A 25557-nucleotide genomic window follows, 5' to 3' on the forward strand; every position below is an offset into this window, starting at 1 on the left:
TCGAGGCTGGCGCTTGCCCTAGTCCCGATTAACTCAAGTATCTGAGCCACACGTAAACGCTGGCGATCGCAATAGATAGCAGCATTAACGGGAAACCGATTTTCATAAACTGAACGAAACCGATCGGGTGGCCTTCCTTCGCCGACAACCCGGCGGCGATCAGATTGGCGCTAGCGCCGATGAGCGTCCCGTTGCCGCCGAGGCAAGCGCCAAGTGCAAGGCTCCACCATAGCGGCTCGAGGTTCGTTACGCCCATGGTCCCCATCTCCTGGATCATCGGAATCATCGTCGCGACGAAAGGAATGTTATCGACGAAAGCGGACGCGATCGCGCTAAGCCACAGAATGAGCATGGCCGATGCGGCCGTATCCCCGCCCGTCCATTCGAGCGCTTGGGCCGCGATTCGCGAGATGACCCCCGTCTCCACCAAACCGGATACGAGCACGAACAACCCGATGAAAAAGAAGATCGTCGTCCATTCGACCTTGGTCAGCGCCTTCTCCATTCCGTGTTCTCCTGTCAGCAGAAGCAGCAGGAAAGCGCCGGCCAGCGCGACGGTAGCCGATTCCAAGTGCAAAGCCTGATGCAGGAAAAAGCCCAGAATGGTAAGCCCGAGAACGGAAAGACTCTTGATCAGCATCGGGCGGTCCGTAATGAATTCCTTCTCGTTCATCTTCATGATGCTCTCGGTCAATTCGGGCGTCGTGAGAATTTGCTTGCGGAACAGCAGCACGAAGAGAGGAAGATAAACAGCCATAATGATGGCCGCGATCGGCGCCAGATTGTTGATGAACGCCACGAACGTAAGCTCTTTCACCGCGCTGCCGATCATGATGTTCGGCGGATCTCCGATTAACGTGGCCGTTCCGCCGACGTTGGAAGCGATAATCTGCGCGATCATATAAGGAAGAGGCGACACACGAAGCTGGCGAGTGATGCTGAAGGTAACCGGCACCATCAGCAGAATCGTCGTGACGTTGTCGAGAAAAGCGGAGCCTACTGCCGTAATCAGCGATAGCGCAATCAAGATGGGGACGGGTTTTCCCTTCGCTAGTTTTGCGGCTTTGATCGCGATGTATTTGAATAAGCCGGTATCCGCGGTGACGGAAACGATAATCATCATCCCGACGAGCAATCCGAGCGTATTGAAGTCGATGTGATGCAGCGCGGTCTCTTGGTCTACGATGCCGAGCACGACCATCAGCACCCCGCCGATCATCGCCACGATCGTGCGGTGAATTTTCTCGGAAATAATGAACGCGTAAATCACCAGAAAAATGCCGATTGCCAAAATAGCTTGTTGTTCCATATAGTCCTCCTAGATGAGAAATGTAAAAACGACAAAAAGAGCCCGTCGATGACAGGCTCCTCCAATAAAACGAATTGTATTCAATTTGGATCGATCCGTATTCGATGTTACACGAACCTTGTGGAAAATGCAAAGGATTTCGGTTGTTAGGACGGTTCAGGTGGGTTCTCGAATAGTTGTCACTATTCGCCCGTTCGGATAATCTAGTTAATAAACGGAAAGTTCGCGAGGTGAGATTGGTTGGCCATTCAAGAGTTCGAGGCGGTGCCGGGAATGCGGCTCCTGGACCGGACGAAGGACATCGCGGCGGTCGATGCCGTCTATCCCTTCGCCCTGGACGAGCTGCTCGGCAAAGCCGTCGGTGCCGGAGAGCCGCCGGTCTGCCATCTTTGGAGGCATCCGCGGGCGTTCGTCATCGGATCGAAGGACAGTCGGCTGCCGCATGCGGCCGAAGCGGTTCGGAGGCTTGAGGAACGAGGTTATTCCGTGCTCGTTCGCAACTCCGGCGGCGCGGCAGTGCCGCTTGATCCCGGCGTCGTGAACTTGTCCCTCATCCTGCCGATCGACGAAAGGCGATCGCAGGATTTCCGCGCCGACTTCGAGCGGATGTATGCGCTGATCCGACGCGCCGCAGCCGAGTATGGCACCAAGGTCGACAAAGGCGAAGTCGCAGGCTCCTTCTGTCCGGGCGATTACGATCTGAGTATAGACGGGCTGAAGTTTTGCGGAATCGCCCAACGAAGGCAACTGCGAGCCATGATCATCCAGGCGTTCGTGATCGTCGAAGGCTCGGGATCGGCGCGAGCGCGGCTCGTCAAGGAATTCTACGATATCGCAGGTTACGGGGCGGAACCAGGGTCCTACCCCGAGGTTCGCCCGGAAACGATGACCAGCTTGGAGGAGCGCTCCGTCACAGGTCTCGATTCCATAGAAACGTTCGCCGAGTCGATCACGCGAATCGTTCGGGACGCAGGCTCCAAAGACGCTGACGCCCCCTTGGTCCTGCCCGACGCCCAGGCCATAGTCGACATGGGAAGAGAGCTGCGAGCTCGGTATCCGTTGCCTTGAGTTCTGGGGCAGCGACGTCTATGTTATATGTGAAATTTCATGTTTAATTTATGATTCGAGGCCGAAATTAAGTAAATGTATGCGAAAAATCATTTATAACACACGAGTTTGAGTCCTAATCCGGTGAATATATATGAAATTTCATATACATTATGCGATTTGAGCCCAAATATAAAAATTATATATGAAAAATCATATACATTTTCGCAGCGGCATAGAAAAGGGGCTGCCCAAGTCTAACACTTTGGGACAACCCCTTCTCGCTATCCATAAACCGATTTCAACTCCGCGATGTTGGAAATTGCCGGATTCAGCGATTAAGCGAGGCAACAATGAATCAAATTATGGAACAGACAGGGGATTCACCGATGAAAAAAACACCAAGTCTCCTTAGAGGCTTTAATTTTATGTACTTTGCGCTCCTCGCGCTGTTTATTCCTTTCCTTCCCGTTTATTTAGACGAGCAAGGACTGCAGCCCGAGCAGATAGGCTTTGTTGTGGGCACCGGGGGCATTATTACGCTGATTACGCAGCCTTTGTGGGGAATGATCAGCGATAAGAAGAAAACGATCCGCAAGGTGTTGCTTACCCTTCTCATTTTCTCCGGGATCATCGGATATTTGTTATATGATACGAGCAGCTATCTCCTTCTCGTCCTGCTCGCGATGCTGCTTTACTTCTTCCTGATGCCGATCGATCCTTTGACGGAAAGCTTCAATTTCACGATCGCCGAAAATGCAGGTGTAAGTTATGGATCGATCCGCACCTATGGCGCTTTAGGATATGCGGTTACCGCCCTGCTTACCGGCTATGCCATGTCTTATTTCGGAGCGCACAGCTTAGCTTGGATATTCGCTGTATTCAGCGCAATCAGCCTGGGTATCGTCTGGATGATGCCCGACGCACCCGGTTCGGGCAAACCGGTTTCGTTTAGCAGCCTCAAACGATTTCTCAGCAACAAGGAGACGCTTCTCTTCCTCTTATTAGTATTCATTTGTTCGGTGCCCGCGCGTATGAACGATACGTACCTCGGTTTATACATTCGCGAGCTCGGCGGAGGCCCAGAACTGCTGGGCCAAGCTTGGTTTATTGCTGCGGGAAGCGAAATCCTGGTGTTCGCGCTGAGCTTCTGGTGGTTGCGTCAAAATAAAGAAATGATGATGATCTCGATCTCGTCCGCGTTTTACTTCATTCGCTTTTTCGCTTCCGCTTGGATCACCGATCCGCATTGGCTCGCGTACATGCAAATTTTGCAAATGTTAACCTTCCCTGTTTTTTACTCGGCAGCGATTCAATACTTGTATCGGATCGTTCCAGTGGAATGGCGAGCGACGGGCCAGACTGTACTGGCGCTCCTATTCTTCGGATTTTCGGGTATTTTCGCTTCCTATATAGGCGGAATGATTTATAAAGCATTTGGCGCGCATACCCTTTATTTATCAATCTCCACCCTCTCTTTCTTAGGCATGGTTCTGGGGCTTATGCTCTATCGGACCTACGGCAAGAAACTTAATAATAAGGATTAATCTTTCGCACCTTGCCTAAAAAAACAAGGAGCCGTCCCGCAGCGTTTGCGGAAGGTTCCTTGTCGACCGACGAATGGTTCATCCGTTCTCAGGCTTTCTTATTCATGGCATGAATCTCATGCTCGTTTTCGTGCCATTTGCGGATCAACTGGTGGTAAAATCTGTTTTCCTGCAAGTTCATTCCGCTCTTGTTTTCCTTAATGATCATCGTTCCGATATTCCGTCTTAGAATCTCGCTCCGCCGCCTTAACATTTCCAAATGACTCAAGTTTTTTACCCCCGTGTCGTAATGCCAAGCTATTTCATAATAGTAAACAATTCCGAAATGGATGAAAAATCCGCTATGAAACACTAAAGCGCGATAATTCGCCATGAGAAGCAACCCTATTTGTTCTGGAAGGCGTTATCGAAATCATACTGCTCCTTGCTCCGTTTCGCGTCTTCCTCTTCGAAAATGCCCTCCGGCATGCTATATTACGATTATAAGCCTCGGGCGGGCGCGAACGATTGAGCGCTGCAGCATCAGGAAGAGAGAGGACAAGACGAATATGATAACTGCGATCAAGGCATGGTTAGTTTCCTCGCTCCTCTTCGGCACTTTGTCACTTACGACAGCATGCGGGCCGTTCCCGTCCATGCTCGCGTCCGCCGGCGTCTCATCTCCGGCCTTATTGAAGCAAGACATCCTCACCGCGCTGAATGAACGCCAGAGTTCCGTCCAATTGAGATATACCGGCAAAGCGTCCTCATTAAAAACCGATATTAAAAACACGTTGGAAGCCGCGATTCGAGCCGACGATTATTTGCACTATATCGTGAAAACGTACGGCTATAAAGCGACGATCAGGGGAAATACCGCTACGATCGATTTCAGTTTTACTTACTGGGAGACGCTCGCGCAATCGAACGAAGTGAAAGCGAACGTCGCTCGGACGCTCAAACGGATTCTCCTTCCCGGCATGAGCGATCATCAGAAGGAGAAAGTGATTCACGATTGGATCGTGACCAATCTCTCCTACGACACTCGCCTGATTTCTCACTCCGCTTACGACGGCTTAATGGAAGGGAGTACCGTTTGTCAGGGGTATGCTTTGCTTACTTACGAAATGATGAGACAAGCGGGCATTCCGGTGAAGATCGTGGAGGGTACTTCGCGAGGCCAAGCCCATACGTGGAATCTCGTCCAAATCGGCGGCAAATGGTACCATATCGACACGACCTGGAACGATCCCGTGCCTGATACCGCGGGGAAGGTTTACTACAACTATTACAATTTGACGGATAGCCAGCTTCGCGTGGACCACAAATGGAAGCCCTCGGCAGAGTACCCTTTGGCCGTCTCTGATTATGGGAAAGTTCTGACGGCGCTAGCTGCGAAAGGCTCGGATTTCTACAAAAAGCTTTATGGACAGCTCGGCTTCGTCTATCTCGAAGACGCTTATACGGTGGCTGACGTAGACGGATTAGCGAAAAAAATCCGCGCGGCTGTCGATGCCGGGGAGCACGAGCTGGTGCTTCGCTACACGAGAGGCGCGACGGTCAAATCGGATCTGCAGAAGGCGCTTAACGGACAAAAAGGAATATCCGGCATTAGCTACACCTACGAAGACTACACACGCTCCATTAGCAATGATAAACTGATTCGGATTAAGCTGAAGTACTAGGCGGGATGATGTTATTCCCACGGATATTTCGTGAGCAAATAGTCGGCGAAATTCCGACTCTCCTCCCGCCGGCGCTTCCGCATTTCCGTCCTGCTCTCCGCGGTTTCGTATAGCTTCTTCTCTTCCTCCGTCTCCGGCACGATTCGGGGGACGCGTATTTTCTCGTTATTATCCCCCAGAGCCACGAACGTCAGAAAAGAAGTCGCGGCGATCTTCCGCTCCCCGCTTCTCAAATCTTCGCATATGACCTTTACGAATACTTCCATCGAGCTCTTTCCCGTCCAAGTTACGAAGGATTCCAACGATACCGAATCGGTCGGCCGGATAGGTTGAAGAAAATCGACCGAATCCGTAGACGCCGTGACCGTCGTTAACCGGCACAGCTTGGAGGCCGAGATGGACGCGATATCGTCGATATAAGACATCAGCTTGCCGCCGAATAGCGTATCGTGGTTGTTGACGTCCGTTGGGAACACCCGGGATATTTTGAAACAACGCGTTTCTCTGACGAATTTTAACTCCTGCATGGGACACGCCTTTCCGGTCCGACCTTTTTAGGGATAATTTTCCCGAAGGGACTTGCGGATATGCGGTTAATGCAGATGATGATCTTCGGGCTGGGCAACCGAGCGGCTATCGCTTTTCGCGAAATCCAAGCTTGCAGTCAACGAGGACAGTAGTTGTTCCATATTCGTCTCGCGTTGCAGGAACGGTTCGTCCTTCGGCTTCTCCTGCGGAGCGAGCGTCGAGATTTTCTTGTCGATCAGAATCTTGAGCGCTTCATCGTATTTGTTGATGTATTTCGATCTGATGAACTCCGAGGTCATCGCTTGGATCAGTTGCTGAAAAACGAACAAGTGGTCTTGGGACGCTTGAGCATGAACACGGTTGGACGGAGAGACGATTCGTTCCATTTGCCGGATCTCGTCGTCGTACAGCATCGTCGAGAGGATGAGTCCTTCCGTCGTCGGCCAGACGGCCGCAAGGCTCTGAGCCGATCTGAGCGTAATGTAGCCGATGCCGACTTTCCCGGACTGAACGAGGCTAGCGTGAAAAAGCCGAAACGCCTCTTCGCCTAAGGCTTCCGCCCCGATATAATAATGCTTCTTGAGCCGGATTCGGGAAATCTCCGATTCGTCGGCGAATTGTTCGATGAGGAACGTTTTCGAGGCTTGGGGCGCGATTTCTTTCAGTTCCTCCTCCAACAGCTCCACGAAGTTGCCGCCGCCCAGATCGTAGACCTTGCGGATATCGTTCATCTCGAGCTTCGCCTCGCAAGCCTGGCAGTATTTCAAGTGCGATACCGCTCCTCCGCAAACCGCATGGGTTTGCTTCAGTGAGATTTCTTTGTCTTCCGTCGCGGCGTACAGCTTGATCGGAATTTGCATTTTGGCGATTTGAATCGTGCCTTTCCACATGGCGTGCATCCGGAATCCCTCCCGTAATCGCAATCTATTAAAAGCATTTCCTTTATGCTAGAGGCGAATACCCGCGCATGATAAAAAGAGGGTGTCCCAAAAGCAACCTGTGGCAGAAATTGAGGAGCTAAGCGGTTTGTTTTCGCTTAGCTCCTCGGTTTTTTGCGTCTATACTGGCTTTCTTGAGTAGTTTGTGGGCAAGGGAAAGCCACTCGACCTCGAGGCTATCTTTGGGCAAGCCTCGAAGCAGAAATCTTTTAAACCCACGGTAGTTCTTCAAAGAGCCAAACACGGGCTCCGGCTCAATCATGCGCCTTACGGCTAGGACATAGCCTTCTTCACTTTGGAGTCTTTGACTGGCTTGGTTCTTTAGCCGCAAATACTTTATGCTGACTCTTATCTCACGATCACCTTGAGCTTTCGTACACTGCGGTTTGATGCCCGTGGACGGAGGTTCGGTGTCTGTAACGGTCTGCGAGACCGTAACAATGCCCGTGGACGGGAGTTCTGTGTCTGTAACGGTCTGCGAGACCGTTGCAATGCCCGTGGACGGAGGTTCGGTGTCTGTAACGGTCTGCGAAACCGTTGCAATGACCGTGGATGGGGGTTCGGTGTCTGTAACGGTCTGCGAGACCGTTGCAATGCCCGTGAACGGGGGTTCGGTGTCTGTAACAGTCTGCGAGACCGTAACAATGCCCGTGGACGGGAGTTCAGTGTCTGTAACATTCTGCGAGACCGTTGCAATGACCGTGGACGGGGGTTCAGTGTCTGTAACGGTCTGCGAGACCGTAACAATGCCCTTGAACGGGAGTTAGGCAGATTGGAATCGTGAAATTTCACGATTTGTAAGTTCCCGCCCGAAAAAAAAAGGGCAGCCCATATCACTTATGGGATACCCTCTTTGGAGATATATCTTTACTTATTATAAATACGATAGATCAACACTGCCGCTTCTGCTCTTGTGGTTAAGCCGCGGGGATTGATCTGCTTCCTGGAACCTTCGACAATACCGCTCCTCACAAGCGTTGCTGCACTTTGCGCCGCATAGGAAGCTACATTGGCCCGATCCTTGAAGCCAGTCAAATCGGCAGCAGATCCGCGATCTAAGCTGCGTCCTGCGGCAGTCAAAGCCAGATCAATCATCACCATCATATCTTGTCTCGTGATGGATTGCTCCGGATTGAATTGACCGTTGCCAACTCCCGTTACGATTCCCAGCTTCTTAGCGACAGCCACAGCATCTGCATAATAGGCATCGGAAGGAACGTCGGAGAAAGAATCGCCGGATGCTGTATCCCCGCTTAAACCAAGCGCTCTCACGAGCATCAAAATGAAATCCGCCCGTTTGATTGGCGCCGAAGGATTATAAGTATCCGCCGACACCCCATTAATGACCCCATTGGACGCCATCACTTCAATGGCTTTTCGGGCCCAGCCATGTCGGTTAAGGTCTTTAAAGCTTTTGTGAACATAGCCCACTGCGAAGGTGCCCAGCACTGTCGTTTTGAACGTTACAGTACCCGTCGCCGGATCATACTTCCCTGTAGGGATGATATGCCGTTTGCCCGCTTCGTCTATTTGCCATACGACGATATGCTCGGCGTCTGCCAGTTCTGCGGCAGTCGGAACATATGGAATCGAGACGACAATCGGGGAAGCCGGGTTGCTCCAAGCTTGAGTAACCCCATCCACTTGGATGCTGATTTCTACTGCAGGCCTGTTGCCGATACCTGCCTGAACTGAAGCATCCATGGCCGTTTTATCCGCATCTTTTATGATCAGCGTTACTTGCTTGCTGCCGACCGGCACTTCTCCGTTAAGCATGTCGGAGGCTACCCGAATGCTACCTGCCCCCGTTGTCACTTCTATGCTTCTGACAGCTGCTCCGGCGACAAAAGCCTCCGCTGGCAAATTGACAGCATAACCATTAGCTCCTGATATAGCCGGAACTTCAATGCGAATCGAATTAGACGCAGCCGCAGCTTTCCGGAACGCAGCCGCATCAATGCTTGTAGTTGCCAGTCCCGCCGCGTCAACGGTTGGCTCTGGCGCTTTCACGACACCGTTGCCGCTCCCTGTTTCAGAACCTCCAGAATTGCCGCCATTGCCGTTATTCGTTCCCGGATTCGGATTGCTTGGACCTCCCGGATTGCCTGATTCATTCTCTACAGCAACGATGCGATACTTCATACCTTTCGTCGTGTTGAAGGTATACGTTACTTCTTCGGCATGGTTAGGCGCCGTGCCCGCTACCGTCGGAATGACCCTGCCGTTCTCGTCTTTCACAACAATTCCGCTCACCCAAGGCGAAGCGATCGTAACCGGTTGACCGGCTTCACTCGTCAGATCGACATACTGAACAGACTGCGTATCGCCCCGATAGGCGGAGGATACGACAAAGGCTCCTTTGGCGCGAAGGTTTTTAAATTCCGCATCCCGGTTTTTGAGCCAGTTCGGGAACACCTTCATAACGCCCAGATCGCTAAGAAGCAACATGCTGTTAATCGCTTCGGTAGCACCGCTCTTCTCGGCACCATGAAAATCGGAATCGTCCGTGATCGTCAAATTCTTTTCCATCTGCTCTTCAATCGTCAGCGCAAAATTGTCGACGATTTCCTGCGCCGGGTATCTTACTCTTACCGCATTGGCGAAAATTTTCGGGAAGTTGTTGTATTGGCTCCACGCCCCATTTTTCCCGCCGCCAATCGCTTCATCCACAAATACCGAGATCGTATTGTGAGCGACCTGCAAGTCGGTATCCGGCGAGTAGTAGCCGATTTGATCGCCCGGTATCACATTTTCCATCGGAAGAATATTGCCATCCCAAGGGATTGGTCTTGCAAGGTCTTCCCATTGGTTGTTGTTCCAATGCTTTTCCGCCAGCGAGAATATCGTCTTGCCTGCATAGGCGGCCGTTGGCTGCGGAGCAAGATTGTCGAGTATCGTTTGCCATTGCTCGCGTTTGGCCGCATCGATGTTCAATTTCGAGCTTGCCTTTATCGCGTGGGACAGCGTATTTTTGAGCACGGCCAGCTCTACCGCCGAGTTTTTGCCCCATGAGCCTTCGTTATACGCGCTATAAAGCACATATTGGCCATTCTCTTTCTCCAGCCATGCTTCGTACAAAGCGAGACATTTCTTCAAATAATCGTACATGACAGGAAGGAAACTCTCGTCTAGCGTATAGTCGTAATATTCAATCAACGTATAAGTGCTGAAAATCGCGTCGAGCAATTGCCCGTAATAGCTGTAATTTCTTTCGATCTTCATCCCCCATGGGCCAAGGCTCACCGGATAAAGCAAGGCGTTAGGAATGCCGTTAATTGCATCGATATCGCCTTTGGCGATCTTGGATTCCACGAATAGGCGGGCCTGGTTGGCGTGCCAGCCGTAGCCGATATTCAGCAAATGATCCGTCGAAGCCGCGTTCTTTTCTCCTTCGTCGGCGTAATCCAGAATAGCGTCAATCGCAGGAAGTCCCATCCACGCCCGGTTGCTGGAGTTAACGCCATAGAACGTAGAAATAAAGTTGTAATTCATATGATAGTCGGAGCTCCACTGCGAGCCGTCCGTCGTATGCCATAGGCTGTATAGGCCAGGAGCGACCTTATCCTCACGAATGCTGCTGCCAAGTACATACTGCGCGGCATAATAGTATTTCATCAGCGTGTCCAGCTTCGGATCGGTCGTATCCATGCTAATGTAAGAGGATAGCCAGAAGTTTTTCCACCAATCCTGATGCTTGCCGTGCAGCGATTGAATATCGGCCAAACCGGCAATATGGTGTAGCAGACCTGTGGCTTCAACTTCCGGTTGAGCAGCTTGCAGCAGATTGCCTGCTCTATCGTAGGTGCGCCCTCCGCCCCCAATTGCCGTTACGAGATAGACGGTCTGGCCGGGTTGAAGTGCAAATTCAAACGTGCCTGTTGCCTTATTTGCATCCGAGTTAACGGCAACGCCGTTTGTGCCGATCACTTTCATCGTCATCGCCGCCTTGGAGGCGTGCGCTTTAACATCATTGACATCTCTGCTGTCAATTAGCGTCTGGCGGGTGACGGTAGCGCTGCTTCCATCGTTTGTTGCCGTAACCGGAAGGCCATTTCCGGACTTCGCCCATAACTGAGCTTGCATATCAACCGGCGATGTGCCTTTCGACGTCAATTCGGTAACAATGACGTTCTCCGTTGCCGAAGTCCACGTCCTCATGGACAAAGGCGTCCCGCCGATTTCCATCTCTGTCTTTACTTCGGCATCCAGAATGTTCTGAATCTCATGCAGCTTCCCTTCCGGCTTGAAACGATTTAATCCCGGTGTTTCAAATGCGGACAGCTGTAAAATCGTGGAAGCCGTGTCCGCCGTTACCCGAATGTAACGCGCTGTGAATGAATCGACCGTTACATCTACGAGTTTGCCACGGCTGCTGATCTGCTCCCCGATCGTCTCCCAAATTTGGCCGTTCTCGCTTGCTTCCACCTTAATAGGCGAAGCATGTCCGAGACGAACGACGTACCGGGATAGATCGAAGATGCTGCCAAGATCGTAAATCTTGAATTGTTCCTCCGGTTGCTGCGGCAATCCGCCGCCCGGATTGGACACCTCGTTGAACAGTTCGAATTGGCCAATTCGAGCTCTTGGATCAGGCGTATCTTGCGTTCCTGCTGTAACGTACAGCCGGACATATTGTGCCGTGACCGGCTGATTTAATCTAACGTCCGTCGTGTCGCTTGTGTTGCCTACCACTTGATGAGCGGTCTGCCAGATGTCCTGCGGCGTGTTTCTCGTTTGCAACTCGAAGTCCTTCGTATTGTTAGCAGATTGACCCGGTCGTGCCGCCCCGTCATGTTGAACGACGAAACGGTTAAAGGTTTTCTGCTCTTCCAAATCGACCTCAAGCCACCACGGCGCCGGATGACCGTCGCCTTCGTAACTGCTAGTCCAGCCTTCGTAGCCGGAATTAGGACTCCATGATCCATTAACCGCCCGGTCAGGAGTCAGATGGTAATGCGCGGAGCTTGCCGTAGCCGGTTTATTCAAAGTGAGAGATACCGGATCTGCCGGCAACTGCGGCGTATTCTGCTGATCAACCAAATCCGGATTGTTGTACAATTCGAACTGACCGATCCGGGCCCTTGGATACTGTATCGAATCCGGTGTCGTCTCCTGCGTTCCATTCATAATGAACAATCGCACATGCCTTGCCGTGACGGGAAGAGGAAGCGTAATATCCGTAATTGCATCGTGATTTCCAGTCACCGTATACTTATCCGTCCAATTGGAACCGTCAGCGCTTGTCTGCAGTTTAAAGCTAAGCGTAATATTAGCCGTTTCGTTAGGCCGTGCGGCTGCATCATGACGTACGACAAACCGGTTAAAGGTTGTATCTGCACCCAAATCAACCGCCAGCCACTGCCCATTGCCCACCGGTGAGACCCAGCCCTCGTAGTCGATCCCCCACTGTCCGTTCACTGCACGATCTGCCGAAGATCCCCAATGATTATCGCTTGAGGTAGCTGGCTTTCCATAAGCAAGCGATGTCGTCTGCGGATCGGGCGTTTGCGAACCAGTCGTTTTTTTCTGAATCGTAACGCCTCCAATTGGCATTGGAGAACCTCTATACGCCCAGAAATCGCCCTTTGAAATATAAAAAGTTTTCGATTCGGCGTCTCCGCCGGAAGTTACGCCAATATCGCCATTCCCTAATAAAGCCGTCTTGGGCATCGTCGAGACGAATAACCCCTTATAGGAAGTATCCGTCCATTCGCCATAGTATTTGGATATCGTAGCTTGAAGCTTACCCCAATCTCCTTGTTGTACAGCAGTTTGCGGAACGGGGGCTGCCCCTGCTAGTCCCCCGCTTGCCAGAGAAAGCGACAGCGCTAACGGAAGCGCCCGCTTCAACAAGCTCTTTCGATCCATTCTTGCTCATCCTCCCATTCGAGACAATATGGTTTTGTTCTTCCGCTTATAATTGTTTATTATTGCAACGCCCACTTTCGTCGCGCGATACGAAAGACAGCGCTTACAATCACCTTGAAAAAAATTTGTAGCATGATTTGTAGCGACAGTTTATATTCAATTTCAATCATAAGTCAATATGTGTCGAATGATGTCGTTTTGCTGTGATCATGTCACCCTATAACTGTTCTGGGATAATGTCACTATGAGACGGGAGACAATGACAATGCCATGGATTAATCGTATAATGCCCACCAATTGGAAACCGCTTCAATGGAACTTTCCGTGTCGGGCCGACGTCCAACTTATATCTTTCTCTTACGGAGGTTTTACCCTATGACGAAGAAATTAACAGCGACGCTGCTAGCGGCAGCCATGCTACTACCGGGAGCTTCCGGCCTGGCCTCGGCCCAGGAGCAAACCGTTGCGCATCTCCAAGGAAAATTCGTTCAAGGACGCACTTTGATTCCTTTACGCGCGGTCTCCGAATCGCTGGGCGCCGCTGTGAGCTGGAATCAGTCGTCGTATACCGCTACGATAACGAAAGAAGATACCACAATTGTTTTGCCGATCAATTCGGACTATATCACGGTCAATGGCGAAAGCATCTTGTTGGACGTTCGTTCCAGCGTTGATAAAGGCGTTACGTACGTTCCTCTTCGTTTCGTTGCTCAAGCGCTGGGAGGAACCGTGAACTGGAACGCTTCAACAGGCACGGCTTCCGCTTCGCTCGGCGATCGGAAGGTTGTCGTCGGCACGCAACTGGGAACGAAATTCCCAGCCATGACCTCGTCCCGGATTAACGCATTGGTCACAGCCGCCAACGAGTCGGCCGACCTGTCCGCTTACAAGCAGATCCGGACCCATTTCCGGCCTTATTTTACGGATACGTTCATCAACAAACTCATTCAGCGAAACAGTGCAAATAATACGAAACACAAGTTCGTCTCCAAACCTTTCACGTACTTTTACGAAGGAGAAGGCCACGGCTATATCAGTCAGTTGGAGAGCCCGGCCGATGCCGGAGGGATGAACGTCGAGAGGATAATTACGGTGAGATGCATCGATGGCGTATGGATGGCGGAGGGCGTCGATTATTCGCTTGTATCTCCTTAAACCGCTCTTTCGTTAACGCTTCATTGCGGATGGAAGATTCTCCCGAGAAAAATTCCGATTTCACGCCGGTGGGTGAGGACCAATATTGCGAATATGACGAGCCAGCACCATAGAAATTCCTCGGAATAGTTGGCTGCGTACAAATAGATCGGGACGAGCAGCATGCCCAACACGACTTGGAAGGCATCCGACTTCGGGGTGGACGGCCTTCCTTTTCGTATGCCTTTATCTATGGCCATAAGCACAGCCAAAATGATTGCATACACAAGCGACACTTCAAAATGGGTAAGCGCGCTCCACACGCCGAACGTTACGGCGATCGCCTTGCCGCCTTTGAATTTCATGAACGGCGAAAAAGCATGCCCAAGAACGGGGGCCGCGGCAAGAGGAATAAGCGCATAGCCTCCTACAAGGCCGTTCTTGAGCAATAGCGCAAGCGGTACATATCCTTTCAGGAAGTCCAGCGCAATTCCGGCAAGCCCCCACTGAACCCCCGCTGCCTTAATCAAGTTGGCTCCGCCCGGATTCCCGTCGCCAATCGCTTTCAGATCGTGGCGGGCGATCAGGCCGAGCCAGTAAGAAAACATTAAAGAGCCCGAAAGCCACGCCGCGGCGATCCATCCCCACACCATTCCTTATCCGCCTCCCACTTTGATGTGCCTGCCTTTCCAGGATACGTGGCCGAGTACGGATACTTGATAAGTCGAGTACAAAATAACGACGATGAAAAATAGACCGGATAAGAAATGGAGAAGCAGCATCGCGTAACCGAATCGACCCGTATATTTAACGAAATAAATCATTTGCAGCATATAAAACAAATAACCGATCGCAAGCGGTATCGCCCATGAAGTACTCACCGCAAACCATGCAGCCTCGGACACGAGCAGACCTGCCACCCAGACCGCTACGAGGAAAATCGTCCCCTTCTTCAAATTGGTCGTGCCTAAAACGGCAGATTTACTGAAGCCCTCAACTTCGTTGCGGATGCTATGCGCGTACATGCGGAAAGAAACCAGCCCGCGACCGATGAAGTTGGTGACGCGAATGCCGGCTTGCATGTATCTGGCTCCTAGATTGAGATCGTCCAGAACCTCCGATTTTATACTCTCGTGCCCATTCACCTTCTCGTAATCTTCTCGCGCGGTAAGAATGAAGGAGCCGTAAAGCCCTTTTTTCGGATTATTCTTCTCGAACGGCGACATAAAAGCGAATACGCCTAATATATTCGTGATCAATGCGAGTCTTTCATGGAATTTCTCGGTGTAGTGGTACGGTACGACGGACAAGACACCACCCGTTGCCTCCCTTGCCGCTACCAGCGACTCCAACGCGCGCGGAGCCAATCGGATATCGGCGTCCAAGAAGGCGATCAGATCACCGGAAGCCTGCGAATAGCCGTTCCAGACTGCCCAGTTTTTCCCCGTCCAGTCCGGCGGAAGTTCCGGGTTCGCGATGACTTTGACCCCGAAGCTCTCTGCGATCTCCCTGGTCCGGTCCGACGAATGATCGTCCACGACGATAATTTCGTACGGTTGCCAGGTTTGTTCTCTCAGTGACTGCAACAAAAAGGGCAAGTTCGCTTCCTCGTTGCGCGCAGGGATTATGACGGACAGCCGCCTTGACTGCGCCGACATCGCTGTACCGATCGGAATCGTATTTCTTCTGAACAGATAAAACCCGGCGCAACAGCAAAGCAGAAGCGGAATGGACCAAATCCAGAAGAACATAGGAAATCCCTCCTCTTCCCAATATAGAGGTGGATAAATCTTCCTATATTTTATCAGAACATGAGTCCTATGGTGTGGATTCATTGTAAGGTTGAAGGAAAAAGCTTTATTTTCTATCTCCCTGAACTTTAACGTGGTAAATAACCCATAAGATGAAACCCATTAGGAGGGATTGCTGTGAGTGACACGTTTCAAGGCAGTAACGGTAAATTCATCGTCGACCCGCTGAAAATTACGATCAAATATATTGGCGAAGACGACGAAGAGATTTATTTGAAGAATATCACATCGATCGAGCTTCAAAAGCCAGCTTTCTTGCAATTGGGCTATATCAAATTTAATCATCCCAGTTCCGATAAAAGCGTAATTAAAGTCGCCGGCAACGATCAATATCAAAATATGGTAAAGGCCAAGCAACTCATCGAACAATATCTTTCCCCGGGCTACCATCAAGCGCCGCCAGCTCCTCCGTCCACGACCGCTCTCTTGGCAGCAGAATTCAAAGCGAATAACGGGGCATTGATCGTAGAGCCCGATAAAATCACGCTAAAGTTCAAATAAATGTACCAAAGGCCTGATACTATCATTCCGATGAAAGACCTTCTTTCTTTTGAATTAAAAAAAACGAAATCATTCATCTTTAATCGCTTCGGATATATCGAATTTAAAACTAGAGAAGACTCTCCCGACGATCGCATGGAGAATCTTCATCAAGTGTTTGCCAATCCGAAAGCTCTTGTCGTCGTTTCGAAAGCGCTCTACCTGGACATGCTTCGGGCCAAAACTCTTATCGAGCAGTACATGGCCGATATTCCTCCTCAAGAGGTGAATGTTCAACACCCGAACCCTCCGAGCATCCCGAGTTCCTCCGCATCGCTCGCCAATGCTCTTGAAGAGCTTCGCAAAGGTGCCGAACTGCGCGATGCGGGAATTATAACGGATGAAGAATTCGAAAAATTGAAGAGGAAATTAATGAACGCTTAGCTGCTACCCCAGTATATCTTTCGCTCCGCGCATGATTTCGTTCACGATGTCCGAAGCGCTTTGGCCCGCAGTCAATTGCCTGGTCCCTTGACCGGCCCACAGGGACATATATTCCGCGTTGTTCTGGCTGGCAGCGGCATTCCGAATGTCTCTGGTCACGGTGTTCTGGGTCGGAAAAGGCAGGGGCTCGAGTCCTGTCTCGTCCCACTCCCGCATGAGACGATTGCGAATGCCCCGCGCCGGACGGCCGGAGAACGCCGTGGTCAAGACGGTGGATTCCTCCGTGCTCTTCAGCAGCGCTTCTTGATAGGAAGGGTGCGCTCCCGATTCGGCGGCGGTCAGAAAACGGGTGCCTAGCTGCGCGCCTTGCGCTCCAAGGACTAAAGCGGCCGCGAGCCCGCGTCCGTCCATGATGCCTCCCGCGGCGATCACCGGAAGATTAACGCGATCAACCATTTGCGGGATTAATGCCATCGTGCCGATATTGGCGCCCATAGGGGCAGTCTTAACGTCAAAAGTTCCCCGGTGGCCCCCCGCTTCGCTTCCTTGGGCGACGATCGCGTCGCAGCCGGCGGCCTCGGCCATAAGAGCTTCGCGAACGGTGGTCGCCATCGCGATCACGCGAATCCCGGCAGAGCGGGTTTGTTTCATAATCCGTTCCGGCAAAAGGCCGAACGCGGTGCTGATAACGGGCACTTTTTCCTCGATTAAGACGGAGCATTGTTCTTCAAACCGATCCGGGGTGAACACCGGCTCCTCTGAGGCATGGGGAATCTGCAGTTCATCCCTCATCCGGTTCAGTCCCCTCTGGACTTCCCCGACTCGCTCATTGTCGTCCCGAGCATTGGTCGAGAAGAGGTTGACCGCGAACGGAGCCTTTGTCAGCACTCGGATCTCGTGGATCGCTGCGCGTATCGCTTCCGGACTCATGTACGCGGCCCCTAGCGTGCCCAGCCCTCCCGCATTGGACACGGCAGCGACCAAACTCGCCGTCGTCGGTCCTCCGGCCATACCTGCCAGAATAATCGGGTAACGAATATTTAGGATTCGGCACAGTTCCGTCTCTAATCGTAATTTCAAATCAATCGCCTCTTTTGTTTGGTTAGTGTATTATCCTGCCCGATGGTTTCCTCGATATCAAGTATACCGCAAATGACAAAAAGCCCCCAAATCCCTTGGAGGCTTTCACGATCTGATTGGGCAACACGATTATTCCGCGTATGCTCGGAGAAGCTCTTCCGTCGTAACAGCGTGCGGTTTTTCTCCGTCCTTGTTCAGCAGCCCTTTTTCCTCCCAGCAGGCAACGCATTTGCCCTCGGTCTCGCATTCATGGGCATGCTGGCATGTATAACAGTATTTAAGGTAATTGATCGTATACACTTGTTTGTCTTCCATGATGACCACTCCCTATCTGTTTGTCTTGCACCTTAAGTGTATATGTAACTTGGACATTTGTATGTGATTAATTTCACAATTAGATCCGCAAAAAAATCGCCCGATTTTACGGAAATGACCGCACTTATTTGCTTGAACATCCGCCGAAAGAAACTCTAACGGAACAGACAGCCGTTAATTGCTCGAAAATGGCCGGATTCATGCTATTCTAGCCCACATAAGGTCTCTGGCTTCCGTTAGATTTTGAGTAACATGGATATCGTTAAAATAGTGGCACTGACTTCCGTTAGAATAGGCCACCCGTCATAAAAAGCGCTAGCCCCGTGCATGGATTCCCATGACCGGAGCTAGCATTGCAGCCGACTATTCATTTGTATTCGTTAAACCTCCGATACATGCGCCGCACGCGCTTTCGTTCAGATTTCATACTTCGAACATGCTTGGCATGTAACCATTCACGTTCATCTTGCTTATGTGTTGCCTATTACTCCTTGCCCTTGCCCTTGGATACCCGCATGCCGGGAGGTATGCTGGCACGCTTCGCCTTACGCTACGTCATCGGATGATTCTCCCTTCTTCCCGTCATGTATATTGTACAGTTCAGGCGATAAGCGGTTGGGGGTGAGCCGGACCGTCTCGTATTGCTTGAGCCGCCGTTTGGTCACCTAAATTTCGCCTGAAGCAGGACAATCGATGGAATGAAGCTTGGTTGTTTTGCTGTCTTCATTATAGCCCATTCGCCGATTAAACTAAATATTCAGATTATTCCGTTTTTACACTTGTAATACGATTAATTAACACTTTCATAACCTTTTGCTCGACTATGGTTACAATTCCGCTATTATTCGCGTTGATTCGACACTTGCAATTGAAAGGCGTTCGGTTCTCGGTGAACGGTATAATTATGTATATAAATGCATTAGCATATAGGAATATATGTCGTTGTCGCTGTCACTATCGTGACGCCATCGCGGTGGCGACAACTACAACAGGACGATCGGCCGGTTTGTAATCGAAAAGCCTCTCATTGTCGCAAAATGCAGCATTGGCGGGACGGAGCTTGGCTAGTCATAAAATCGAAGGCACTCCACTCTGACGAGTAGAATGCCCTTGGGTTACGTACACCATATCATAGAAGCATCGCCATGTCATCCCAACGTGAAAAAACCGATTAGCTATGTTACAATACGGTGTTTGCATTTTTCATCCTCTGCAGGAGGTTCGTATACACCATGCTGATTATCGGGATCGCCGGAGGCACGGGTTCCGGCAAAACGACGGTCGCCCGCTCCGTCATCGATCGCCTGGGACAGGACAAAGTCACCTTTATTTCTCAGGACAATTATTATAAAGACCATGCTCATCTTAGCCCGGAGGAACGCAGAGCGATCAACTACGATCATCCGCTCGTCTTCGACAATGAACTGCTGATCGAGCATCTGGCGATTTTGCGGGAGGGACGAACTGCTTACGCCCCTGTCTACGACTTTACGGTCGACGCTCGTTCCCCTTTGGAGACGGTCGAACTGAAGCCGAACGGCATCGTCATCATCGAAGGGCTTCACGTGCTGTCGGATGAAAAACTGCGCGAGCTGCTCGACATTAAGGTGTTCGTGGACACCGACCCCGACGTGCGCATCCTTCGCCGCGTGCTGCGCGACATCGAGGAACGAGGGCGGACGATCCAGTCGATCCATAACCAATATTTGACCTCGGTGAAGCCCATGCACGAAGCGTTCATCGAGCCGTCCAAAAAATACGCCGACATCATCATCCCCGAAGGCGGGGAAAACGAGATCGGCATCCAGATGCTGTCCGTGCTGACGGAAAAGTATTTGCAAAGCTAAACCCGTGCCTCCTATCGCAGTGAACCCAAGGAGGCGCCTACAAAACCTTGCGATCGGTTGAATTCCACCCGTCTTCAGAAATTTCATTCTGTGCTTAAAATTACTAATCGCATCTGAGCAATCGATCCCATCTGGGTTGAGACGATTAAGAGTTGTTCGATCGAACATTACAGATCGCTGTGGCAGGACTAGTGGACAAAACCCGATTGCGCGTGGATTTTCAATTAGAGTTTCAAGCCGAGCCCATCATCGCGTCGCTTAGCGACGAGCAGAACACGACGAGCTACCGCGTCGTGCAAGAGCTCATCAACAATGCCATGAAGCACTCGCAGGCTAATCGAGTAATACTGGAAGTCGGGCAAGATGGAGAGGCCGGAATTTATATCCGATACGCGGATAACGGCAAAGGTATGGCAACCGAGACCGACAAGGAAGCCGAAGCCGGGAATCGGTTCGGATTAAGAGGCATCGTGGAGCGGATCCGCATGATCGACGGGGAACTGGAGATTCGTTCCGCGCTCGGTCAAGGCGTCGTCATTCATTGTTCCATACCTATTCAGGCTAATCGATCAGATTTAACCATTTGAGCTCGATTCCTTTCAAGACCGCCTCCTGACGCGAGGACGCGCCCGACTTCTCGAACAAGCGGGAAATCACATATTCGACATTGCGCTGGCTCATGAATAGCCGGTCCGCAATGTCTTTATTTTTGTACCCTTGTGAGATTAGCTTTAATACGGTCGCTTCTTTGTCCGATAAAGTCCGGCTCTCGTTATCGCTTTCCGGATACGGCGATGCGAAGCGATATCCTTTCGTTCTTAGCTGCCTAGCCAGATGAAGGGGAATGACGGCAAGCTGCTGCATGACCAGCTGCAAACTGCCGATAAACTCCCGTTCGCCAATAGACTTCTCGAGCATGCAGACCGCTCCGCTGGATGAAGTCGTCACGCGAAGATTAAACCGGATAGTACGAGCGTGCTTTTTCATAGTAACTATATATAATCGGCCGCCTGTTCGCACCGCAATCGTCCCCATTCCCGCCGAAAGAATCCACTCTCGTACCGAAAGTTCTTTTGCGCGATTTTCCGGTCTTTTTCGGTGTAAATACATCCGCCACCGTGGTAGCATAAGAGCAAGGAATTTGAAAGGGGCTGCCAATCATGGTGCAAAGAATGGTTTGTCTCGATCGGTTAAAAGTATTCTTGACGGTTCTCGTCGTTCTTCACCACTCCTCTATCGTATATGGAGGGTCCGGAGGATGGTTCTATTATGAGCATCAGGACGATATTGCGGCTAACGCGCTGCTATCCACGTTCACCGGGGTGAACCAGACGTTCTTCATGGGCCTGTTTTTCTTCGTTTCCGGATATGTTACGCCCGCTTCATACGATCGCAGAGGAGCTGGAAGGTTCCTGAAGGCGCGGTTGTACCGTTTCGGAGTTCCGCTTATCTGCTATATGTTGCTCATCGCTCCGCTTCTTAGATACGTATCCATCGGGTACGAAGGCTCATTCGGCGAATATTTGCGGACGGAAGTATTATCAAATCCCTTGCGGGGAGCGATCGATTTCTCAATAGGACCCTTATGGTACCTGTTCGCCTTGCTGCTCTTCTTCGCAGGTTATATTGGATTTCGCAAGCTGGCGGAAAGTCGCGGCGTTTCGAAGCCCCCCGTCGCGCTGACCTTTCGGGTAACGGTCGTGTATCTTGCCGCAGTCATGGTCGCCAACTTCGCCATTCGTTTGGTCTTCCCCGTCGGAACCGAAGTTCTGAACCTACAGCTCGGTTATTTTCCGGCCTATATCGGTTTATTCATGGCAGGAGTCGCGGCATATCGCGGAGGATGGCTTCAACAGCTTAAAGAAACGACGGCAAAAAAATGGAAATGGGCTAACATCGTCATGATCGTTTTATTCCCCGCTGGAATGGCGGCTGGCGGCGCATTGGACGGAGATGTCTCGGCATTCATGGGAGGCATGAGCTGGCAAGCAGTCTTCTACGCGATCATCGATCCCTTGTTAGGTCTGGGAATCTCTTATTCGCTTCTCGTCGGGTTCCGCGATCGTCGCAATGGCTCTGCAACGAAGATGACGCATTGGCTCTCGGCTAACGCTTTTACCGCCTTTATCATCCATGCGCCGATCGTCACCTATACGGCTTTCGCGCTTCGCGATCTGAGTTGGCATCCCCTGCTGAAGTTCGGATTAGTCGGCTGCACTTCGGTCGTCCTTTCCTTTGCGATATCGTCACTGATTCGCGAATCTTCAAGAGTATTTACGAAAATACCCCTCGGGCCTCGAGGAAAAGTACGTCATTCCAGCAACTAATATTTAGCACATCTGCTACCGATGAGCCTCATACCGATTGGCTTTGCTTATGCGGCGAATGGCTTGAATGTCCTCCTCAGACAGTTCGGGAGCGTTCGTCGCCGCGATGTTCTGAAGCAGTTGATCCCGGGAACTAGCTCCCGGGATCGCGACGGCAACGGAGGGATGGCTAAGCGAATAACGAATCGCGAGTTGCGACAAGCTTCGTTCGGTCATCACGAACGCCTTCAACTCCTCCCGAAGAGACTGCAATTCCTCTAGCCCGTAATCCAGATAACCTTTGGCCGGAGTCCGATTGTGCGCGAGCGCTCCGCTGGCCACCGGCCCCCTCGCAATGACGTTAATTCCATGTTCTCGCAACAAGGGGAGAACTTCTTCTTCCGCTCTGCGGTCTACAATGCTGTATTGGTTCATGACGCTCGCGATCGAAGAACGGGCGACATATTCGCGTATCACGTTCGGCCGAATGGAGGAAATTCCGTATGCGCGAATGACGCCTTCACACTTTAGCTCTTCGAATGCTTCTATCGTTTCGTCGATCGGATCGTCGACCGTCCCTCCGTGAAGCTGGTACAAGTCGATATAATCCGTTCCTAGCCTTCTCAGACTTTCCTTTACCGCCGACTGGATATAGGTCTTCGACGGATCCCATGTCCAGCCATCCTGTCCGGGAAACCGCCGATTGCCGACTTTCGTGGCCAATACAACCCGATCGCGGCGGCCCTGGATCGCCTTGCCCACGATCTCTTCGTTACGGCCATCGTCGTATAAATCCGCGGTATCCAGAAAATTAACGCCCCGATCCAACGCTTCATGAACGAGGGCAACGGCCTTGCGCTCGTCTGTTCCCAGCGACATGCAACCCAGGCCGATCTCGCTCACCTTTAAACCAGACGAGCCTAGAAGATTCATTTTCATCGACAATTCAACTCCTCTGTTTGAACTTACTCATTACGCAGTTGCTCGTACAGTTGCTCCGTCACCCGCGGGTCCTTGTCGTTATAGAAGATATAGACGTCCTCCAGCTTGATGCGGATATAAGGGGGATTGTTCTTGAAAATATATAATCTCGCCTTGCCCAAATCCTTCAAGCGAAAATGCCCGCGAGCAACCTGATTCGTCCCTTCCCCATTCGTCTTCATACCCGAAGGCACGCTGTCGACGAGCGCGATTTCCTTAACGTCCGCCATATCGAAATCATAGGAATACATTGGATATTTGATTTCGATCCGATGCTCCGGCGTTACGGTAAGAGTCGGCGACGTCAGCTCGGATCGGATCAGCATAAACGAGACGCCGATCAGAAGCGCCGCCGAGACGCCAACGGTTCCCCAAATGATGAGTTTGCCGACCCCTGTCGCCGTATTGACGGTTTGTCCGATCCCGACCCGCTTCGTGACGAGAATTCTTTTGTCATGCGGATTATGATACGTGAAGCCGTTCCCCCAATATTCGTCATCGTCCGTGTAGACGACCGTGCCGTCCTGTTCGAGCTTCTTGCCGACAAACCAATCGTTCTCGCGCTTCAATGCCAACGTGTCTCGGAAGGCCCGGCGAAACGGAACGACGAAAACGAAGCAAATCGCGAAAATCCATGCGAAAAAATATATCGATTGGTAAGTGTGCCACCGGATCAGCAAAAGAAAAGGAATGAGACTCAGAGCGATCCATGCGCCGGTTCGATTGAACTGCTTATTGAATCGCGCTTGAATGTCGCGAATGCCCTCATGGTCCATTGCATGAGCCGGCAACATGACGGCAAACAGCATGCCGTTCTTGTACTTCGCTTGCGGTTTATACGTAGCTAGCATGACGACACAAATAATGGCGCCCGCCGCCAAAAATATTGCAGTCAACAAATCCATCTACTCCATTCAGGCAGCCATTAGTCTACGTTTTGCTTGGCCTCGAAGTCGTTTAGCAATTCCTCGAACGTCAGCTCTTCTAAGCTGCCGACGATCCGATCCGCTTCCGAGAAGTCCAAATGTGCCGTCACCGGATTCGGGACGACGAGTCCCCATAACCCTGCGGCTTTGGCGGCACGCAGCCCGTTCCTCGAATCTTCGATCGCGATCGCTTCGTCCGCGCGCACGCCGAGCGCTTCCACGGCAAGCCTGTACAGCGCCGGATCCGGTTTGACCCGTTCCACGTCATTCGACGAACGAATGATCTCGAAATATTCGCGGATGCCCTGCCGCTCCAGGTTTTTCTCGATCCACTCCCGGCGCGAACTGGAAGCCAGACCGATCTTTAAGCCCAACCGTCGCGCCTCCTCCAGCCGGTCCAACACTCCCGAACATAACGAAATGTTCTTCACACCCTCTTCATGCCGGGTTCTATGCAGAATTTGCAGCGCCTCGCGGTCAAGCTTACGTCCCGCTCTGGCTTCCAGATCGGCATACGGGTCGAATCCCCCGATCGTTCCGATGCATTCGGCCCATACTTCGAGAGGCAGTTCTTGTCCATGTTCCGCATAGATGCCGGAGATAATTTCGTATTCGCATGTCTCTGTATCCAATAAAGTTCCGTCCAAGTCGAACACAACCGCTTTAATCGCCAAATCTCCCACTCTCCTATTTTTTATCTACGGCTGACCCATTCCTGTCTGATCCACTCAAACTAACGGATGTGACAGCCCCTATTTGCTCGACTATCCACCGATCCAAACTCTAACGGAACTGACAGACGTTATTTGCTCACAAAAGGCCGGATTCATGCTTTATGTGCCCTAATAAGGTCTCCTGTTTCCGCTAGATTTTGAGCAGCTTGGATTTCGACGAAATAGCGACACTGGTTTCCGTTAGATTGGATTAGGATGACAATATTTGCATAGGTCACTCGTATTTATTATCTACTTTATTCTTCTATTATACATAGCCCCCTATTTCTTTCCACGTTAAAAGCCGGCCTCTAAGGGCCGACTTTTAACATTATGCAGGATATAGTTAGGTTTCGCCGGACTGGAGGCAGCCGGGATGCGATTTTGCTGGATTTAGTTAGGTTTAGTCCAAGCCTGTTGATTAACCAGATGATGGGAGAGGGAACATCAGATGGTTAGCTACATAGATCACCCATTCCAGGGGTAATGTCTGTAGACTAAATAAGCGATCAAAATCGGCAAACGTCAACCGTGCGCTCCAATGGACGGTTGCGTTTCCTTGATCGAACACGTATTTTAGCAGGACATAAACGATTAACGCCGTATACAACTGACCATA

General features: G+C 51.3%; 23 protein-coding genes and 2 pseudogenes. 10 read left to right on the forward strand and 15 right to left on the reverse strand.

What is annotated here, in order from left to right; genetic code table 11:
• Nucleotides 1-28 precede the first annotated feature (28 nt).
• A complete protein-coding gene (locus FPZ45_RS09855; RefSeq protein WP_144700744.1) occupies nt 29-1309 on the reverse strand; it encodes an ArsB/NhaD family transporter in 1281 nt (426 codons plus the stop codon).
• 240 nt (nt 1310-1549) lie between these two features.
• On the opposite strand from FPZ45_RS09855, the gene FPZ45_RS09860 reads away from it, so the two are divergent.
• A complete protein-coding gene (locus tag FPZ45_RS09860) occupies nt 1550-2377 on the forward strand; it encodes a lipoate--protein ligase family protein (RefSeq protein WP_246120393.1) in 828 nt (275 codons plus the stop codon).
• A gap of 368 nt (nt 2378-2745) precedes the next feature.
• The gene (locus FPZ45_RS09865) at nt 2746-3903 is read left to right on the forward strand and encodes an MFS transporter (RefSeq protein WP_144700746.1); all 1158 of its coding nucleotides are present in this window, start codon (nt 2746-2748) and stop codon (nt 3901-3903) included.
• An 88-nt stretch (nt 3904-3991) separates the two neighbouring features.
• Here the strand turns inward: FPZ45_RS09865 and FPZ45_RS09870 are convergent, their stop codons facing one another.
• Nucleotides 3992-4171, reverse strand: coding sequence for a hypothetical protein (locus FPZ45_RS09870; RefSeq protein WP_144700748.1), 180 nt, complete (start codon nt 4169-4171; stop codon nt 3992-3994).
• Nucleotides 4172-4451: 280 nt separating this feature from the next.
• On the opposite strand from FPZ45_RS09870, the gene FPZ45_RS09875 reads away from it, so the two are divergent.
• Complete coding sequence (locus FPZ45_RS09875) at nt 4452-5567, forward strand: transglutaminase domain-containing protein (protein ID WP_186438328.1); 1116 nt, start codon at nt 4452-4454, stop codon at nt 5565-5567.
• 11 nt (nt 5568-5578) lie between these two features.
• On the opposite strand, the gene FPZ45_RS09880 is transcribed toward FPZ45_RS09875, so the two are convergent.
• From FPZ45_RS09880 to FPZ45_RS09890, 3 genes and pseudogenes are all read right to left on the reverse strand, one after another.
• Complete coding sequence (locus FPZ45_RS09880) at nt 5579-6094, reverse strand: acyl-CoA thioesterase (protein ID WP_144700752.1); 516 nt, start codon at nt 6092-6094, stop codon at nt 5579-5581.
• Between the two features lie 66 nt (nt 6095-6160).
• Nucleotides 6161-6994 (reverse strand): non-homologous end joining protein Ku, encoded by an 834-nt coding sequence (ku, locus tag FPZ45_RS09885; protein ID WP_144700754.1) that lies wholly within the window; start codon nt 6992-6994, stop codon nt 6161-6163.
• 118 nt (nt 6995-7112) lie between these two features.
• Nucleotides 7113-7424: pseudogene (locus FPZ45_RS09890) on the reverse strand (transposase); the annotation flags it as partial.
• Between the two features lie 19 nt (nt 7425-7443).
• Between FPZ45_RS09890 and FPZ45_RS09895 the strand changes: the two are divergent.
• Nucleotides 7444-7800 carry a hypothetical protein gene (locus FPZ45_RS09895; protein ID WP_144700756.1) on the forward strand — a complete coding sequence of 119 codons (357 nt, stop codon included), beginning with the start codon at nt 7444-7446 and terminating at the stop codon, nt 7798-7800.
• A 100-nt stretch (nt 7801-7900) separates the two neighbouring features.
• Here the strand turns inward: FPZ45_RS09895 and FPZ45_RS09900 are convergent, their stop codons facing one another.
• Nucleotides 7901-12901 carry a discoidin domain-containing protein gene (locus tag FPZ45_RS09900; RefSeq protein ID WP_144700758.1) on the reverse strand — a complete coding sequence of 1667 codons (5001 nt, stop codon included), beginning with the start codon at nt 12899-12901 and terminating at the stop codon, nt 7901-7903.
• Between the two features lie 375 nt (nt 12902-13276).
• Between FPZ45_RS09900 and FPZ45_RS09905 the strand changes: the two genes are divergently transcribed.
• Nucleotides 13277-14056 carry a copper amine oxidase N-terminal domain-containing protein gene (locus FPZ45_RS09905; protein WP_186438329.1) on the forward strand — a complete coding sequence of 260 codons (780 nt, stop codon included), beginning with the start codon at nt 13277-13279 and terminating at the stop codon, nt 14054-14056.
• A gap of 20 nt (nt 14057-14076) precedes the next feature.
• On the opposite strand, the gene FPZ45_RS09910 is transcribed toward FPZ45_RS09905, so the two are convergent.
• Together FPZ45_RS09910 and FPZ45_RS09915 are read right to left on the reverse strand one after the other, a co-directional pair.
• Nucleotides 14077-14688 (reverse strand): glycerol-3-phosphate acyltransferase, encoded by a 612-nt coding sequence (locus tag FPZ45_RS09910; protein ID WP_144700762.1) that lies wholly within the window; start codon nt 14686-14688, stop codon nt 14077-14079.
• A gap of 3 nt (nt 14689-14691) precedes the next feature.
• The gene (locus FPZ45_RS09915) at nt 14692-15786 is read right to left on the reverse strand and encodes a glycosyltransferase family 2 protein (RefSeq protein WP_144700764.1); all 1095 of its coding nucleotides are present in this window, start codon (nt 15784-15786) and stop codon (nt 14692-14694) included.
• A gap of 177 nt (nt 15787-15963) precedes the next feature.
• Between FPZ45_RS09915 and FPZ45_RS09920 the strand changes: the two genes are divergently transcribed.
• Both FPZ45_RS09920 and FPZ45_RS25300 read left to right on the forward strand, forming a co-directional pair.
• On the forward strand, nt 15964-16347 hold the full coding sequence (locus tag FPZ45_RS09920) for a hypothetical protein (protein ID WP_144700766.1): 384 nt from the start codon (nt 15964-15966) through the stop codon (nt 16345-16347).
• A 153-nt stretch (nt 16348-16500) separates the two neighbouring features.
• The gene (locus FPZ45_RS25300; protein ID WP_186438330.1) at nt 16501-16770 is read left to right on the forward strand and encodes an SHOCT domain-containing protein; all 270 of its coding nucleotides are present in this window, start codon (nt 16501-16503) and stop codon (nt 16768-16770) included.
• Between the two features lie 3 nt (nt 16771-16773).
• Here FPZ45_RS25300 and FPZ45_RS09930 read toward each other — a convergent pair whose 3' ends face one another.
• On the reverse strand, nt 16774-17850 hold the full coding sequence (locus tag FPZ45_RS09930) for an NAD(P)H-dependent flavin oxidoreductase (protein WP_144700770.1): 1077 nt from the start codon (nt 17848-17850) through the stop codon (nt 16774-16776).
• Between the two features lie 129 nt (nt 17851-17979).
• A complete protein-coding gene (locus FPZ45_RS09935) occupies nt 17980-18165 on the reverse strand; it encodes a hypothetical protein (RefSeq protein ID WP_144700772.1) in 186 nt (61 codons plus the stop codon).
• 1232 nt (nt 18166-19397) lie between these two features.
• Between FPZ45_RS09935 and udk the strand changes: the two genes are divergently transcribed.
• On the forward strand, nt 19398-20012 hold the full coding sequence (udk, locus tag FPZ45_RS09940) for a uridine kinase (RefSeq protein WP_144700774.1): 615 nt from the start codon (nt 19398-19400) through the stop codon (nt 20010-20012).
• Between the two features lie 152 nt (nt 20013-20164).
• The gene (locus FPZ45_RS09945) at nt 20165-20599 is read left to right on the forward strand and encodes a sensor histidine kinase (RefSeq protein WP_144700776.1); all 435 of its coding nucleotides are present in this window, start codon (nt 20165-20167) and stop codon (nt 20597-20599) included.
• On the opposite strand, the gene FPZ45_RS09950 is transcribed toward FPZ45_RS09945, so the two are convergent.
• Nucleotides 20574-20930 (reverse strand): response regulator transcription factor, encoded by a 357-nt coding sequence (locus tag FPZ45_RS09950; protein WP_222430768.1) that lies wholly within the window; start codon nt 20928-20930, stop codon nt 20574-20576. The genes FPZ45_RS09945 and FPZ45_RS09950 overlap by 26 nt on opposite strands.
• Nucleotides 20931-21172: 242 nt before the next feature.
• On the opposite strand from FPZ45_RS09950, the gene FPZ45_RS09955 reads away from it, so the two are divergent.
• Nucleotides 21173-22339 (forward strand): acyltransferase family protein, encoded by a 1167-nt coding sequence (locus tag FPZ45_RS09955; protein WP_144700780.1) that lies wholly within the window; start codon nt 21173-21175, stop codon nt 22337-22339.
• 15 nt (nt 22340-22354) lie between these two features.
• Here the strand turns inward: FPZ45_RS09955 and FPZ45_RS09960 are convergent, their stop codons facing one another.
• From FPZ45_RS09960 to FPZ45_RS25525, 4 genes and pseudogenes are all read right to left on the reverse strand, one after another.
• Nucleotides 22355-23257, reverse strand: coding sequence for an aldo/keto reductase (locus tag FPZ45_RS09960; protein WP_144700782.1), 903 nt, complete (start codon nt 23255-23257; stop codon nt 22355-22357).
• Between the two features lie 26 nt (nt 23258-23283).
• Complete coding sequence (locus FPZ45_RS09965; protein WP_144700784.1) at nt 23284-24204, reverse strand: PH domain-containing protein; 921 nt, start codon at nt 24202-24204, stop codon at nt 23284-23286.
• A 20-nt stretch (nt 24205-24224) separates the two neighbouring features.
• Nucleotides 24225-24899, reverse strand: a complete 675-nt coding sequence (locus FPZ45_RS09970) for an HAD family hydrolase (RefSeq protein WP_246120395.1) — start codon at nt 24897-24899, stop codon at nt 24225-24227.
• Nucleotides 24900-25359: 460 nt separating this feature from the next.
• Nucleotides 25360-25557, reverse strand: a pseudogene (locus tag FPZ45_RS25525) (IS4 family transposase); the annotation flags it as partial.

The sequence above is a fragment of the Cohnella terricola genome (genome assembly GCF_007786475.1).
Classification (GTDB): domain Bacteria; phylum Bacillota; class Bacilli; order Paenibacillales; family Paenibacillaceae; genus Cohnella; species Cohnella terricola.